Origin of the sequence: Alkaliphilus peptidifermentans DSM 18978 (genome assembly GCF_900101495.1) — a bacterium.
GTDB classification, from domain to species: domain Bacteria; phylum Bacillota; class Clostridia; order Peptostreptococcales; family Natronincolaceae; genus Alkaliphilus_C; species Alkaliphilus_C peptidifermentans.
On the sequence record NZ_FMUS01000022.1, the window covers coordinates 30,846 to 46,687 of the forward strand.

At 36.0% G+C, this 15,842-nt stretch carries 19 protein-coding genes; all 19 read right to left on the reverse strand.

Features of this window, described 5'->3' with window-relative positions; translation table 11 throughout:
* Window positions 1-22 precede the first annotated feature (22 nt).
* The gene (locus tag BLP68_RS14895; RefSeq protein WP_091545369.1) at window positions 23-535 is read right to left on the reverse strand and encodes a phage tail protein; all 513 of its coding nucleotides are present in this window, start codon (window positions 533-535) and stop codon (window positions 23-25) included.
* Between the two features lie 99 nt (window positions 536-634).
* The gene (locus BLP68_RS14900; RefSeq protein ID WP_091545370.1) at window positions 635-1,258 is read right to left on the reverse strand and encodes a hypothetical protein; all 624 of its coding nucleotides are present in this window, start codon (window positions 1,256-1,258) and stop codon (window positions 635-637) included.
* Between the two features lie 403 nt (window positions 1,259-1,661).
* A complete protein-coding gene (locus BLP68_RS14905; protein WP_091545372.1) occupies window positions 1,662-3,146 on the reverse strand; it encodes a hypothetical protein in 1,485 nt (494 codons plus the stop codon).
* Between the two features lie 77 nt (window positions 3,147-3,223).
* A complete protein-coding gene (locus tag BLP68_RS14910) occupies window positions 3,224-3,607 on the reverse strand; it encodes a hypothetical protein (protein WP_091545374.1) in 384 nt (127 codons plus the stop codon).
* Window positions 3,608-3,621: 14 nt separating this feature from the next.
* Entirely contained in the window at window positions 3,622-4,647 is a 1,026-nt protein-coding gene (locus BLP68_RS14915) for a hypothetical protein (protein WP_091545375.1), read from the reverse strand.
* A gap of 2 nt (window positions 4,648-4,649) precedes the next feature.
* Complete coding sequence (locus BLP68_RS14920; protein ID WP_091545377.1) at window positions 4,650-4,922, reverse strand: hypothetical protein; 273 nt, start codon at window positions 4,920-4,922, stop codon at window positions 4,650-4,652.
* A complete protein-coding gene (locus BLP68_RS14925; RefSeq protein ID WP_091545379.1) occupies window positions 4,922-5,470 on the reverse strand; it encodes a YmfQ family protein in 549 nt (182 codons plus the stop codon). Before BLP68_RS14925 ends, BLP68_RS14920 begins: the two co-directional genes overlap by 1 nt.
* Entirely contained in the window at window positions 5,463-6,530 is a 1,068-nt protein-coding gene (locus BLP68_RS14930; RefSeq protein WP_091545380.1) for a baseplate J/gp47 family protein, read from the reverse strand. Before BLP68_RS14930 ends, BLP68_RS14925 begins: the two co-directional genes overlap by 8 nt.
* Window positions 6,523-6,948, reverse strand: coding sequence for a DUF2634 domain-containing protein (locus BLP68_RS14935; RefSeq protein ID WP_091545382.1), 426 nt, complete (start codon window positions 6,946-6,948; stop codon window positions 6,523-6,525). Before BLP68_RS14935 ends, BLP68_RS14930 begins: the two co-directional genes overlap by 8 nt.
* A gap of 1 nt (window position 6,949) precedes the next feature.
* Window positions 6,950-7,300 (reverse strand): DUF2577 domain-containing protein, encoded by a 351-nt coding sequence (locus tag BLP68_RS14940; RefSeq protein WP_091545384.1) that lies wholly within the window; start codon window positions 7,298-7,300, stop codon window positions 6,950-6,952.
* Window positions 7,297-8,271, reverse strand: a complete 975-nt coding sequence (locus BLP68_RS14945) for an XkdQ/YqbQ family protein (RefSeq protein WP_091545386.1) — start codon at window positions 8,269-8,271, stop codon at window positions 7,297-7,299. Before BLP68_RS14945 ends, BLP68_RS14940 begins: the two co-directional genes overlap by 4 nt.
* A gap of 1 nt (window position 8,272) precedes the next feature.
* A complete protein-coding gene (locus BLP68_RS14950; protein ID WP_091545388.1) occupies window positions 8,273-8,695 on the reverse strand; it encodes a hypothetical protein in 423 nt (140 codons plus the stop codon).
* Window positions 8,696-8,710: 15 nt separating this feature from the next.
* Window positions 8,711-10,684, reverse strand: a complete 1,974-nt coding sequence (locus tag BLP68_RS14955; RefSeq protein ID WP_091545389.1) for a hypothetical protein — start codon at window positions 10,682-10,684, stop codon at window positions 8,711-8,713.
* 142 nt (window positions 10,685-10,826) lie between these two features.
* Window positions 10,827-11,225, reverse strand: coding sequence for a phage tail assembly chaperone (locus tag BLP68_RS14960; RefSeq protein ID WP_091545391.1), 399 nt, complete (start codon window positions 11,223-11,225; stop codon window positions 10,827-10,829).
* Between the two features lie 16 nt (window positions 11,226-11,241).
* Complete coding sequence (locus BLP68_RS14965; protein ID WP_091545392.1) at window positions 11,242-11,676, reverse strand: phage tail tube protein; 435 nt, start codon at window positions 11,674-11,676, stop codon at window positions 11,242-11,244.
* 90 nt (window positions 11,677-11,766) lie between these two features.
* Entirely contained in the window at window positions 11,767-12,816 is a 1,050-nt protein-coding gene (locus BLP68_RS14970; RefSeq protein ID WP_091545394.1) for a phage tail sheath C-terminal domain-containing protein, read from the reverse strand.
* 23 nt (window positions 12,817-12,839) lie between these two features.
* Window positions 12,840-13,259 (reverse strand): phage tail terminator family protein, encoded by a 420-nt coding sequence (locus tag BLP68_RS14975; RefSeq protein ID WP_091545395.1) that lies wholly within the window; start codon window positions 13,257-13,259, stop codon window positions 12,840-12,842.
* Window positions 13,260-13,489: 230 nt separating this feature from the next.
* Complete coding sequence (locus tag BLP68_RS14980) at window positions 13,490-14,158, reverse strand: dockerin type I repeat-containing protein (protein ID WP_091545397.1); 669 nt, start codon at window positions 14,156-14,158, stop codon at window positions 13,490-13,492.
* 59 nt (window positions 14,159-14,217) lie between these two features.
* Window positions 14,218-15,768, reverse strand: coding sequence for a hypothetical protein (locus BLP68_RS14985; RefSeq protein ID WP_091545398.1), 1,551 nt, complete (start codon window positions 15,766-15,768; stop codon window positions 14,218-14,220).
* Window positions 15,769-15,842: the final 74 nt, after the last annotated feature.

Below are 15,842 nucleotides of genomic sequence, written 5' to 3' on the forward strand. Positions count from 1 at the left end.
AAGCCTCCTTAAACTAAGCTTACTAATCTTGAGTTGGGAATTGCCCAGAAAGGGCAATAATATAATTTATTGCCAAATAGGGCATCATATTATCATGGGGTTGATTTCCACCTTCATAGGAAATTGATTTAGCATTCATATGGCTTAAAGCTGAAGTTTCCTGTGTATATTGTGCTATTTTATTTGACGGGTACGCATTCTCAGGAGATGCTTCTGTTCCTGCTTCCGATGTAGCTGTTATTATATGAGTATGCATTGGTAAATTGTCATCTGTTAGGGTTACTGTTTCTGTTCCTTCCATTTCTCCGATACTATAATTCTTTCCTTCAGAATACTCACCTTGATGAATTGGAATCCGCCCTCTTAAATCTGGTAATGCAAAACTGCTAACACCATCGCCACCATATGTAGTTCCAATTAAATTATACAATATTTGATTTTCAGAGATTGGTAAAAGCTGCCCATCACATAAAGCCCAGCCTTTAGGTGGTTTATCTCCAGCATACATTTTTATTTCTCCTATATATTGCTCCATACCAACCCTCCCTTAATATTTTCATAATTCGTATATAAATCAATTATTTTTGAGGTAGTTACTGATAGCCTGTGACCATGTATAATAGTATTTTAAACCCTAATATTCGTAAATTCTAAATAATATTGGTTGTAAGCTTATTATATCTTCAGGAAATACATCTATATCATCTACTGTCCTAAATATGACTTTAATTTTTGATGTATTATTTAAAGATGTAAATTGATAGTCTGTATTTTGCCAATCACTTGACTTTAAGTAATTTTCTTCTATATCATATTCTATAACTATTACCATAAAATCTAGTCCACGTGATTGTAGAAAATCTATTTTATATGACTTTGATGGTAATATGTTATGAAAAACTTTAGTACGTATTCTATTACTATCTATTGTTGGCAACCCCGTTGTAGTGTTTAATGATCCAAGCTCCCAATCTAATGAAGATGTTTCAAATAGATTTTCTTTAATTGCTAGAATGGAACCCATAGGAAAGCTGCTTAAATCAACCGGGATTCTATCTAATGTAAATATCTTTATATGTGAGTTTAAATCATCTTTATGGGATTCAAGGCTACCATTTACCTGTTGAATCTGTTGCCCTTGAGAATGTATAGCCTCATCTATTTTTAAATTATCTTCGGCAAAATCCTTGCGTTTTATATATTCATTACCTAGCCATTGATTTAAGCTGATATTTGGCGTTTTATTTTGACTTGGCATTGTATCACCTCATACGTTTTAAATTTGTTCCATAATTGCTAGAACTTTTTTGCCTAAAAATAGACAACATAAAAATGTGTATTTCCGGTGTTCTTACTTTATTATTACTACCACTATAATATTAGATAAAAGTAAATTATAGAGGTTATAAGCTGTCCAATAAATGATAACAGTCCTATTCTAAATATTTTCTTCTGACTTAGTCCATAACCAGAACAAACAGCAATACATCCATAATTACCGGAAGAGCTTTACATTTAAAACCTATACTGGTGTGTGATAAAGTCTGTAATGACTTCCGACACATTTTGATAATTATAATTCTAAATAAACATTAAGCTGTTTGAAAAATTGATTTTATATAAATCACTAACACATACCTTAAAAATTTTAAAACACATAATTAGTAAGGCCTATGAACAATAAAAGGTAAAGAAGCAATTAAAATCGTAAGTGTTCCCGAGTATCGATTACTGCTCCCATCACTTTTAGCTTGTAAGGTTAAAGTTTGGGTTGGCATATTTAGATCATTTATAATAAGGTGGACAGTATGACCGCTATGTCCCCAAGGGGCAGATCCTTCTCTAACAACAACTCCATCGGACAAAACTCTTATATACGTAGCTGCAGTCGAATTGTGCCACCCTCTAGCTTCTACTCTTATTGTTCCAGACATCTGAAAATTACTAACTTCTATAAGCGTCTGATAATCTCCTACATTTCTATCTTCAACGGACCAGTGTCCTATAGTATGAGTTGTCCCACTAGTAGTATGAAATGTGCCTGTGCTCCCTACTACTCCTCCAATATTAACACCTCTCTTTATATTCTCTGGGACTAAATTTGCAAATGAAGCAGTAATTTTACCACTACCACTATGATAACCAGCAGGTATTGTATATTGTCCATTTTGAGTAGTAATAGTATTGTTTACAGTGCCTCGATTAGGCATTGTACCGGCTATTTTACCACCACCGTTTGCAAAGGCACTTTTACCTGTGAGAATTTCACCAGCGCTCGGTACTTCTCCACTTGGCATATCAGAATAAGTACCTGTAACTCCACCAACTGCAGCTCCCTTTCTAACATTCCCTGCAGATAAATTTGAAATATTAGCTGTTACTGTACCTGCACCAGCATGGTATCCTTGGGGTATAATATATTGACCACCTTGACTAGTTAATGATGAGTTTGCATTACCTCTATTGGCCATTGTTCCAGCAATGCCAGCAATAGTAGTACCTGCTAATACATTAGCAGCAGGAACATTAACAGCATTACAGGTTACACTACTATAATATCCTGCTGTATCAGTTTGTACCAATCCACTGGGAGTAAATGTTTTAGCCCCCTTATTAGGCATAGTACCGACAATATCCCCTGCATCTGTAGAAGCCGTTTTACCAGAGAGAAGGTCAGATGCAGTAGCATTTCCAGAGCCACCTTCACCCTGTAATATAAAATTTGTGCCATCATACCTCAGTGTATAAACCCCATTTAAAATTAGCTTTCCAGCTGTTAGGGGATTTCCTTTACTGTCTTTAATTGCCTTTCCTCCCAGTCCATTTATATTTAAGGTTGAATCTCCTGTATTAGCTGCGTGAATCTTTACAGCTACACATACTCCTTCAACATATGACATAAGGCTTGGGTTAAGTGTAATAATATAGTTATTTGCTGAGCCTCCAGTTGTACCATATCCAGGCTGCCTTATATAATCTGCCCTATGCAGTTCAAAATCCTCACTAACCTGCTGCACCTGCTGCCCTTGAGAATGTATAGCCTCATCTATTTTAAAATTGTCCTCTACAAAATCCTGACGTTTTATATATTCATTCCCCTGCCATTGATTTAAGCCTATATTTTGTGTTTTTTCTTGACTTGGCATTATATCACCCCTCTATATGTTTCTAACTTATTCTAAATTTTAGTTAAGAAATCCAATATGTTTTTTATTACTACGTTTTATTGGTTTTTATAAAAGCCCATTGCTTTTATGTATTTCTGTATACATTGCGTTAGCTGAGTTTTATTTGACCTAGATTCGGAAGAATTTTCAACAGTCGAGGTATCATTGGCTTTTTCCACAGCCTCAGGGGCATACATCCCCTCCAAATCACTCGGTACCTTCTCCTCAACTTCAACATCATCATCTTTATTCTCTAAAAGGTTATAATATTCATCTTGTGTCATAAAAACACCATCTACATAACAATCCCCTACATTTGGCTTGTTGTCTAAATCAGTTATATCGATACACAGGGCGCAAGGGTTGGGAAGTCCAACTTCTGCCCCTCCTATAAGGTTAATAATATCTCCAATAACTTGGGCATAAATTCTTTCACTCATTGAAATATCCTCCTTTACCACTCAATGATTAAAATCCCGTTACCACCAGTGCCACCAGTACCTCCAGAGTATGGTTGTCCCCAATATGTTCCTCCACCACCGCCGCCACCACCTGCACCGTAGGCAGTAGCATTAGTACCGTTACTTCCGTGAGCAGGAGATCCAACACCACCAGCACCACCGCCGCCACCACCATAAATAGTTGTCAAAGTTGAAGCTGATAGTCCAGCCGTGGAGATATTCATTCCGAAACTAGGGGCACCTCCACTCCCCCCACTTCCTGCTGTACTTCCAGTCCCTGATCCACCGCTACCACCGGAGACTCCACCACCTTTGTTGAGATTCAATATTGAACCAAATACAGTATTTCCCGTACCAACTGTAACCGGAATTGAGCTTCCCGGTGTAACAGAATAAGGTCGCCTATATGTTTCTCGTCCAGCAGAGCCTCCAGAACCACCAGAACCTTGATAAACGTGTCCACCATTATTATACCCACTAGAACCACTACCACCATCGCCACCTGCACCACAACCAGTTAAATACACCAAATTTACACCCGTTGGTACTACAAAAGTACCGTTTGAAGTAAATACCCGTCTACCACTAATTGTGCCTATAGTGCTTTGAATTGCAGTAACTTTTGTATCTATAGTATTTACACTGGTTTGTGTTGCCCTACTGGATATCGTTGTATCAATCCTATCCCTATGGGCAGTAGTTGCACCCCAGTTGGCCTGTCTACTTGATACAGTAGTGTCTACATTGTCTACCTTTGCCATCCTTGTACTGCTCATATTTGCTGTTAAATAACTATATATATTGTTAACACAGTATTCGTATATTTGCCTTACTCTTCCAAATAGAGTTGTTGTACCTGCTACATCTGTATTAACACCAACCTTTGTATTAATACCTTCAGCATTAGATCTGGCAGCAGCGGCATCAACTTTAATGCCAGCAGTATCAGTTTTTATGGTATCTGTATTTGCTTTAGCAGCATCTAATGTTTCCTTATCGGCTAAAAATATTTGTGACATTATTACACCTCCTCATAGTTAAAAGCCACCTTACCACTTATGGCACTTAACCCCCATTTATAGGTTTTACCCGTTCCTGAATCCACAAATCGATGTGGCATACCTTCTGCTGCGTGGGACTCAAGATTATTATAAACCTCCTGAACCTGCTGCCCTTGAGAATGTATAGCCTCATCTATTTTAAAATTATCCTCAACAAAATCCTGACGTTTTATATATTCATTCCCCTGCCATTGATTTAAACCTATATTATGTGTTTTTTCTTGACTTGGCACTATATCACCCCTCTATATGTTTCTAATTCATCCCATGTGAGATTTAAGCTGTCCCATTCATCCCAGGTTTTGTTATAAGCATCAAATTCACTCCAGGTTAAATAGGTAAACTGAAACCTAAAGGGAAGATGGGCAGGCTTTATGTCATTAATTGCCTTTTCTAGGTCTTCAATATTTGGTGGAATTCCCCTTGCACCTACGAATTTGACGATAATTGAGCCATCAAAGCTGACGGCTACTTCTCCATTTGAATAGGCTTCTGCCACTACTTGAATAAGTCGGGCATCCACCTTTCCAGTGCCCCGCCACTTTGACTTTACAATGCTCCTTCTTTCCTCAAAGGTCTTATTTAAGTCAGTTTTTATACCCAGCTCCTCTTCGTATATTGATAGGGCCCAGGTTGCTGTATCTATATTAAGCTGCTTCTTTATATCTTTAATGTCGGCTTCCAGAAGCATAAGTTGCTTCTCCTCCGAATTAAATATTTCCTTATAGATTTTTGACTTTCGCATAAACAAAGGAAGGTAAGTAATCATTTTGCTACCCATTGATTACAACCTCCCCTAAGACAGCAACTTCATCTTCTTCAATTGTTATATTTGAGGTACCGCCATTTATGGTTAAATTAGAATAATCTTGAATACCATGGGCTTGAAGAACCAGGCTTCCTATAATAGCATAGCTGACATAGCTTTCCGTAAAGGTTATATCCTTAAGGTATTTGCTTATACTGGTCTTGACATTGTTTAGTATTTCTTCATTTGTATAGCCGCTATCAATATTGGCAGCAAAAACAACATTTATAGGCTTTGCTGCAGCACTGACAACTGTACAAAAAGCTCCTATTGGTGCAGTGCCTTCACCTATCCCACTTAAGCCGGGGTCCACATATTCCTGTACTCTATCTACTATTTCCTGACCTGCAGGCTCCTTTAGAGAATCAATAATAACAATTTTTACAGTATTATCACCATTCCAAAGGGGAAAAACCTTTGCATCTCCAACTCCCTGTACTTCCTTTGCCCAATTTTTATATTGAGCTTTATTTCCACTTGTTGCAGGAGTTTTAATTCTTTCATAATATCTTTGAAGCAGTGCTTTATCTGTTTCGGCCTCAAAGCCACCAGTAGTAGGCTCTGGGTTATTGGCATCTGTTATTCCACCAATGGTGATGGGTATAAGCTTAATTTGATTTGCAGGTACATTCCCTATGCTGCCAGCTTTAGTACACTGAAGCTTCACCAACCCAGCTGCTGTAATAACTTTAGTTTCAGTTGCTTGAAACTGTATTCCACTTTCCGTTTCAAATAAATCTCCCTCTGAAACAGTACCATTCCCCTTTAACTCCACCTGTCCAATTGATTTTGTTGCAGGCTTTCGGCTAATTCCCGTTGTCTGATGTATCCTTTTTTCAAGCTCATCCCCTGCCAGATTTTCCAGGTTAAATTTATTAATTATTGAGTCTAAATCTTTATATGCTTCTTCAAGCTTAATTGCTGGCGGTTTTGTTGCATCAAATATAAAGCTGCCCTCTGTCTTGTCATATTCATTGCTGATGTCCTTCATCATTTCCTCATGAATTTTATTGCTTGTTTTATCTTTAAACACCTAATATCACCTCCTGGGTAATGGAATTATTCACTTTAAAGGATATTGTCAGGTTTGAACCATCCTTCTCCAAATGCCAATTGGAGATATTATTTATTAGCGGATGCTTCAATAGAGCCTCACTAACCTCTCTTTTTACTTCACTTTTTATAAATTCTATGGGTAAATTTTGTCCTATTATTAAATCTTCAATAGAAATTCCATATTGGCTGGTATAAATTTTATATTTATTTCTATCTGTCCTTAACACCTTTTCTATCCAAATTTTTAAGGCTTCTATGTTGTTGATTTCTACTAGCTTACCATCCTTTAATATAAAATCTCCCTTTTTAAAATCAAATAAAAAGGATTTACCCAGCTGTAAATCCTGTTGTCCCTCTTCCTTTTCAATCTGTAGATAACCTATTTTGGGTAGCATTTTAGAAGCTCACCGCCTTATCTATAACATAATATACCTGTTCATCCTTGGTGGGAATTAGTATGACCTTATCCCCTGTTTCCAGTCCGTCTGTCAACTCAATAGTTCCTTCTCCACTGTAGGATGTGCTTACATCAGGAAGCTGTATGCTTCCATTTACCTTATATTTTCTTTGATAATTATCCAGTATATGAGATGCAAAAACCAAATGCCTTTTTGTCAGTATAATTTTTTCCCCCAGTGCAATTTTAATATTGGGGAGGGGTGAAATGACTACCCCAATTTGAATTCCAGAATTTATAATGTTATCTCTGGCCTTAAGGATTTTAGCCAGCTCAACTATTCCATTCATTTATATACCCCCAAATCTAATGACATTGTATGGTTTCTATTTTTCAGGGTATGTCTGCAGCTTAATATAAGATATTTACCCTTCATCCCTGTAATTTCTTCTTCTATTTCTATAATTCTTCCGGCTTTAACGGTATCGTCTCCCATCATTGTTAATGAATTGCTTTCTGACACCATAGCTGTTTCCTTGAGGCTGTTTTCTGCAATTAATTTAGCCCTTCCCATTTCATTATCATCTATTTCTATGACCTGCTGCAGCAAACCATATTTCTCTATTAAGGTGTTATCCCTCTCATGGGCAACAATACTGTTGTTATTTACAAGCTTTACACTGTTTTTCATTTCAACAATTGATTGATTTCTGGAGGGTGATGAAATAGCTGCCTGCAGGTTATGCTCTTGTAGATTATCAGCAAGTCTAAACCTGCCCTCCACTATTAAATCTGACTGCTTCTGTATATATAGCCTTCCTGCATCCATTTCCATTCGGTATTTTTCCCCTGTTTCCCCTTCTACTGTATCCAATATATCTTTAATGATGTCACTTATTACCTTGTCCTTGTATATTTTATTGATTAGGGTGGGTATAGGATCAATAGCTCCAATGGGTACATTGAAATCCCTGAGGATTTGGGTGATTGCCTTATCTGCAGAAACAGAATTAAATTGATATACATCTTGAGATTTGTTTAAATAAAAGGCAAAATCTAAAACAGAGTATTGAAGAGGCTGCCTTCCACTATTTTGTTCAGATACAATTATTCCCCTAAATATTTCCTCCTGGTTTTTGAGTAGTATAATATCTCCAATACTGCAGGGGTTTTTGGGAAAGTATCTGGCGTCATTAAAGGAAATATTAAAATCCAGCTGCTGTCCCAATTGATCAATATTACTCTGCCAGCTAATATCCCCCACCATAGGGGTAATATCAATTCTTTCATCCTCTTTTATAAGCCAAAGTTGATGGACCATATTACACCTTCTTCCTTTCAAGGTGAATAAACTTAAATTCCTCTAAGCTCAAGGAATAATAGATATCACCACTTCCATCCTTAACTCCATAGGTGAAATTATCGATTGAACAGGCCATATTGATTGGTGTATCTGTAATAACTAATCTTATGGGAACCCTTCTCTTCATCCATTCTTCAATCTTTTCTACATATTCCCAGCCTTGATAGGCATCATCCCTTAAAAAGGAGTAGTTCTTCATGGGAAAGAAGGATTCAATTGTCAGTGATTTAAGACCCTCCATCCCGATTAGCTTAATGTCCCCCTGGGAAATTGTTTGATAGGTTTCGTTGTTATGGGGGGATTGTATTGTGAATTCTTCTGGTACAACAGGGAGCTGTATAATTTGTTCCCTATTATTTATGGAAAGAAAAATATTAATCATAACCAGCTCTCCCTTCTATATGTTTGCCAATGCAAGCTTTAGCTTTGGCACCATTTCATTTATCACATCATTTGGAGTCATATTACTTCCATTAATATTAATTGTAATGCTTGGTGAATTATTTATGTTTTCAATTAGGCTTTTAGATTTATCAGCAGGTATAATTGTTTCGCCCCTGCTGGTATGCCTTATTTCTCCACCCTGCTCATGGATTAAAGCTAAGCCTTCCCTTGCATAGCTGGTACCTAATGCAAATTCAGGTATATTGGGAATATTAATACCAAGCTCTTTACCACCAATTCCAGGAACCCAATCAGGGACCTTAAAACTAATACTATTTATGCCATCAATTAAGAAATTAATGGGTTTAATAATGAAATTTATACAGCCTCCAATTGTCTCCTTGATAAATTCCATAACACCTGTAAAAACATCCTTAATTCCTTCAAATGCACCTTTAATATTTTCAATTGCACTATTCCATACATTAAAGAAAAAGTCGGCAACACCACCGAATATCTCCTGTATTCCAGCCCACAGCTCCATTGCCTTTTCCTTTATGGTATCCCAATTTTTCCAAACTAGAATTCCCACAGCGATGACAGCTCCAATTGCAAGGGCAACCATACCCCATGGAGACGAGGCCATTACCTTATTAAGGAAGCCTTGAACCTTTACAAGTCCACCGGTGACATGAGTGTATATTTCAGTGGCATTTTGAACTGCTGCTGTCGCTCCCTCATAAACCTCCAATGCAAAGGAAACCCCTTCTATAATAGGTCGAAATTTAGTCCAATTATTATCGATAAAATTGTGTAGACCCATGGCTTTATCAGCAATATTTGAAATGAAATCTCCTACTCCTGGAAGTCCATTATCCTTTAGCCATCCTACCACCGGTTGTGCGCTTTCAAAGGTATTTAATAGAGAATCCTTTAAGCCTTTTACATTGGTTTCAACATCAGATATAACTCCCTTGATAGAATCAATTGTCTGCTGATTTTCTGCAATTTTTAGCTTCATCCCCTCAAAGGCCGCCACACCAGACTCATGGACACCCTTTAAGGTTTCCTCAAAATCTATGGATTTTTTCTTTATGTTCTCAAAGGCATTACCGCTTTTTTCTCCAATTCCACCAAACTTGTCAGCAAACTTCATTGATTTTAACATCATCTCTTCAAAGACAGTTTTAGCTTTTTTATTAATACCTTCGAATGCTTCTCCAAAATTCTCCTGAAATTTTCCCTTTATTACTTGAGCTGTATTATTACTCCATTCCTTAATATTACTAAAGGCTTCATTAAATTTATTTGAAGCCGTTTCCTTAATATTTTCGAATGTATCAATACTCCACTGCTTTATATTTTCATAGGCCCCTCCAACTACTCCAGTGACTGTTGCTGAAATACTCTTAAAGGCATTACTTCCCCATTCTTTAATATTATTAAAGGTTTCGCCAAATTTCTCATCAAATTTTTGTTTTAAATTTTCATAGACTTCAAGTCCCTTTTTGGCTCCCTTCATAAATCCTTCTGCAAATTTACCCATTATTTCTTCTTTAATATCCTCAAAGGTTTCAATTCCCCATTGCTTTATATCATTATATGCTTCTTTAAAAATGCCAGAATTTTTTTTAATGCTCTCAAAGGCATCTATACCTAATTTCTTAATGGTTTGCATATTGTCTCCCAGCCTGCTGGCGTAAAGAATAACATTATCAACCTCAGTATTTAAATCTGCTACTGCACTTTTTAGCTCTATAATGTCATTTTTATTTAATTGTCCTAATGCTTTATTTGCACCACCGATATGCTCCTTTATTCCTGCTGCTACATTTTTTATTTCCGATTCAAAGCTTTTTAAGTTTTTAATTGCATATTTTATTCCTGTACTAAAATTTTTATCCTTTAAGGATAATACTCCCTCTACTACCATTTCCTCACCCACCTTCATAAAGAAGATAAGAGAAGGAAAAATTATCTGCTCCATCTTTCCTTCTCTTCTTCAAAATATAGCTCCATGCTTGCTGTCATAAACAGCCTTTCATCGTAGCTTAAATTTATTAAATAATCTAAGGAATAGCCTTTTTGAAGGTAGTGATGAAGAAAATATAAATCCCCATCACTACCAATTAGTTTTTTATATCCTTAACCGCCTTCACACTATCTGAGTAGCCTGCCATCTTCAAGCAATAGCCTGAAATACTGCCAATTTCCCCTGCTTCAAATATCTTCTCTACAATTTCCATAGGCTCGACACAAGAAAATTCCTCTTGAAGCTTGATATCCTTAAGATTTGGCTCTACCACACAGTTATAGACCATATGGAGGTCTGCCTTGTCTTGAGTGCTGTCATTCTGGGCAACTGACAAAGCCTCCATGCAAAGGGCTCTTGAAGGCTTTTGTATAATAATATATGAATCTAATGAAGGAACATATAATTCCTCTGTGGATTTTTCCTTTTGCTTTAACTGCTCCTTCTTTTTAATTAGATCAGTCACTGTCAGCTTTTTTATATTCTTTTTTGCCATAATATTTAGCCCCCTACTAATCTTCAATTAAATCAGGAAAATCAAAATCACTAAAGCCGAAGGGAATATCCTCCTCCAACTTGGCTTTTTGCTCAAAGGACATTAGCATTACCTCTGTAAACCATACATTGTATAATACAACTCTTTCAGTGCCAAATGCATCGGGATCAGCTAATTTCGCAACAATTTTTGATCTTATTTCCTGCCCATCCTTTATTGCCATTGCAATTTTCTTCTGTGCCCTTGAATATATCTTTTTAAGCTTCATGGTACCTTCACCATTCCAGCCCAGCATTTTTGAATCCTTTGATAATGAGCCGGCCATATTTATTTCTTCTCTATCTATACTGATTTTAGCTTCAAAGCTTTCGATATCTGCCAATAGCTCTCCATCCCACCAAACTGAACCAAATGTACCATTTATTAATCTTTTGCCATCTAACTTTTTCATTTATATATCATCCTTTCAAATTTCGTTAAATTAAAAAAAACAGATTTATTAATCTGCTCCTCCAGTTATAAAAAATGATTTTACTTAATCCTACAGTGAAATATTAAACTTCAAATCTTCTACTGAATCTAAGAATTTAAGATTTCCATTTACAAATACCTTGCTGCGGAAGGACTTTTCTTTGATTTGCTGATCACTTAAATCACTTACATCTACTCCAATTCCTTCCCAGGCTAATCTTTGAGACTGGACATCTATAGAAACCTTGTTATTATATGAAGGATCAAGAATTTCTCCCTGCAGCCCCTTAAGATATGCGTTAACAGCAGTTAAGAATAGCACCTGATTATCATATGAATTATTTACCTTGCCAATATATTCATCCTCAAAGGTTCGGGAAATATCCTCTTTAATTAAATCCATACCTTCTAAAATCTTAATTTTCTTAAATTCATCCGCCTTTTCAACTGTGGTGGTTGTCAGTGAATTTACAGCTCTGGCTATTTTGATTTTTTCTCCATCATTAATCAAAATAAGCTTTCCTGCTTGAATTTCTGAGTTAGGATCAGCAGCTTCATTAATACCCTCCACCTCTGGAAGTACATAATATGTAGCTGAACGGGTATAGGGAAGTCCTGCTAAAATTCCTGCAATTCTGCAGGTATATTCTGCTGCTGAATATGCTTCTCCCTCCACCTGAATATTTGAAGTGGCGAAGTTGATTACACCCTCATCATCTGCAATATGGTTTGCAACCACTGCCTTATAGGTTTTACTGTCATTTTTACGGCAGCCTTTAATCCATGTGGCTACATCACTTGCTGCTGATTCATCTGGCACTGCTAAATAGTTAAATAGCTTGCTTTTTAGTCTATTTAAGGCATCATTGTAGTTGGCAGCCGCAGTGTCAACCCTCTCAACTATTAATTTAGACGGATTGCCTATAAATGCCTTTTTAATTAAATCTAGATTTCTCTCTGACCAATCCTCTGGCAAAACCTCTGTAGATGATTTGTATTCCCTTGTATCAAAGGCTCCAGTATCATCCTTCAAAATCAATGCCACAACTCCCTTTTCACTTCTTTTTACTGCACTTACTGCCTTTGTTTCAAAAATAATATCAATTGTTGGTAAACCCATTTACATCAACTTCCTTTCTTTTTTTATTTAAAATTTAATTCCTGCATCAATTCATTACTTTCTTCCATTTCCTTGGTTTCAAAATAGTTCACATGGAATTCAAATTGGAAAATTCCTTCTTCCTTTTTTGTTAGAGTTTCAGTAATTTTTAAATATCTGTCCTGAACCATAAATTTAAGATCAAAGTTATCCTCCAGCTTTTCAATAATATCCAGTAGCTGAAAACCACCCTCATCATTAATTGACGGATAAATATATATCCTAATGGTCATATCTCTTTCATAATTGAATAATCGGCTGTTTTTTCTTATGTTGTCAAATTCAATAAAAAAAGAAGGTATATCCAACTCTTCATTTACATTCTTGGTTAGAACTCTACCTTCAGGAAAAGCAGCTTCAATGATTCCCACCACTATGCTCTTAATTTCCCTTAATGTAATCATTGTTTACTTCCTCCATTAATTTATTTATCTACTTTTAAACCCTTAAAGCTTTAACTCACTCCCTTCAAATTAATGTAAATAAAAAGAAAAGAATATAAATTGCAAAATAAAAACTAGCTTCTTTAAAAGCTAGAGTAAATTAATAATTTATATTCTTCCTCAATATCATATTAACATGGGTGACATGTGCCTGGAAGGACATCCTTCGGTCACGTTTCGGACTGGGCTGTTTAAAATGTTAAGTTAAGTATATGGTAAATAATCAGCTTTACATCCTCCATGTTTATTTCTCCATCCCTATTGACATCGCAGTTAGGAAACTCTTCTGCTGATTCTCCAATTCGATATGAAGCTATAGCGGCATCGGCTAGATTAATGACACCATCTTGATTTACGTCCAACACATCATAGACTGTTACTGTAGTAGAAACATTCACTGGGTGGAATAGAATACCGTCTGATGTGGCTGCCGTAGATTCAAACAAGATAAAGTCACTGGTTTCAGACATTTTTTGTGGTGTAAACTTAATATTTAATAAATCTGTATCGGTATTTACTGCACTTTCCTTTCCCATCATGATAACTATTAATCTAAGTTTACTTTGATTTTCTGAATATACGCTTTCTGTAACTGTTACATTCAAATTATGATTACCTGTAACAGAAAAGTCTTGATATTTAAAATCTTCATGATTATATATCAGTTGAAAATCCAATGCCGAGGTTTTATGTTCTCCATAAACATAATCCACCACCGACAGCTTCACATTTACTTCTTCATCAACATAGACAGCAGGCTTTGAATCTAGCTTAAGAGTAAATGTTGGTTCTGCTGCGGTAACGAAGGTTGAAGATATAAGGAATAATAGGGTTGTAAAAATTAATATTCTGGTTTTCATTTGATCATCCTTTCTTTTGTTTTTGTTGTTGTTTGTAATTATCTTTTTAGTTAATCTATTTATGCAGAAAGTAATAATATTTCTCTTATATGTACAGTTGCCTTTGTGTTTCCTGTCCCTGAATGAAATGACTGTATTCGTGCTTCTATATTACCCGTAAATCCGTTAGAATGAAATGAAACATCGGAAAGGCTTAAACTCAAAATACCATATCCTCCTTCATATGCTCCGCTTGGTAATTTGAGATGAGTTCGAATATATCCATTAGTAGTTAACATATTTCCGAAACATGAGATAACCTTTCCCAACGCCTCTGAGTCTCTTGGTCCATAATATTCAGAATACCTCATTTTTGTCTCTACTTCCATCATAACTACTATTTGTGTAGGCTTAAAATTTAATGAAGAAGATGATATAGAGATGCTTGTTATAGAATCTACTGTAGTGACGGGTAGATTATGTGTAATATCAGGCGTTAATAAAGCAAATATTCCTTCTTTCAAAGATCCCGTTAATCCAAATAAAGAAATATCTTTTTTAATATTTTCTGCTACATAATTAGCATCTGTCAATTGTACGCTATTACTACTTGATCCGCCATAATAACCTGCTTGAGGTCTTAACCTTAAGGTGGTTCCGCTTCTAGATATAGCTTGAGCATCAACATGCCCTGTTCTGATAGGCATAGTACCAATTATTTTATTCCCACCATTGGCAAAAGCACTTTTACCTATACTGATATCCCCTGCTGTAGGAACTTCTCCAGTTGGCATATCAGAATAAGTGCCTGTCACTCCTCCGACTTCAGCCCCCTTTCTAACATTCCCTGATGATAAATTTGTAATATTGGCTGTTACTGTACCTGCACCAGCATGGTATCCTTGAGGTATAGTATATTGACCACCTTGACTAGTTAATGCTGAGGTTACATTACCTCTGTTGACCATTGATCCAGCAGTACCAGCAATAGTAGTTCCTGATAATACATTTGCAGCAGGAACATTTACAGCGTTACAGGTTACACTGCTATAATAGCCTGCTGTATCACTTTGTACCGATGCACTAGGATTAAATGTTTTAGCTCCTTTATTAGACATTGTACCAATTATATCTCCTGCATCTGTAGAGGCTGTTTTACCAGAGAGAAGGTCAGATGCAGTTGCATTACCACTAGCACCTTCACCCTGTAATTGAAAATTTGATCCATCATACCTCAATGTATAAACACCATTTAGAATTAACTTTCCAGTTGTTAAGATATTTCCTCTACTATCTCTTATTGACTTTGCCCCTAACCCGTTGATATTTAAGGTTGAAGCTCCTGAATTAGCTGTATGAATCTTTATTGCTACACATATTCCTGGAGTATAAGACGTAAGAGGAGGGTCAAGTGTAAGGGTATAATTGTTTGATGTTCCTCCCGTTATACCATAGCCAGGTTGTCTTACATAATCAACTTTATGTTTATCAATATCACTTTTAACCTCATTTACTGCATTTACTAGATTACTGCTATTGGTAGTCTCTAATTCTTGCATATTGCCGATTTTATTAAATTCTTCATTTACATCTGAAGAAAATTCTTGTCGAGTAATTTTTCCATCGCTCATAAAAATCACCTCTCTTGGTTAATTAAAAATTAATTGTTATGTATAATTATTCGCATTACTTATGACGCATAAAG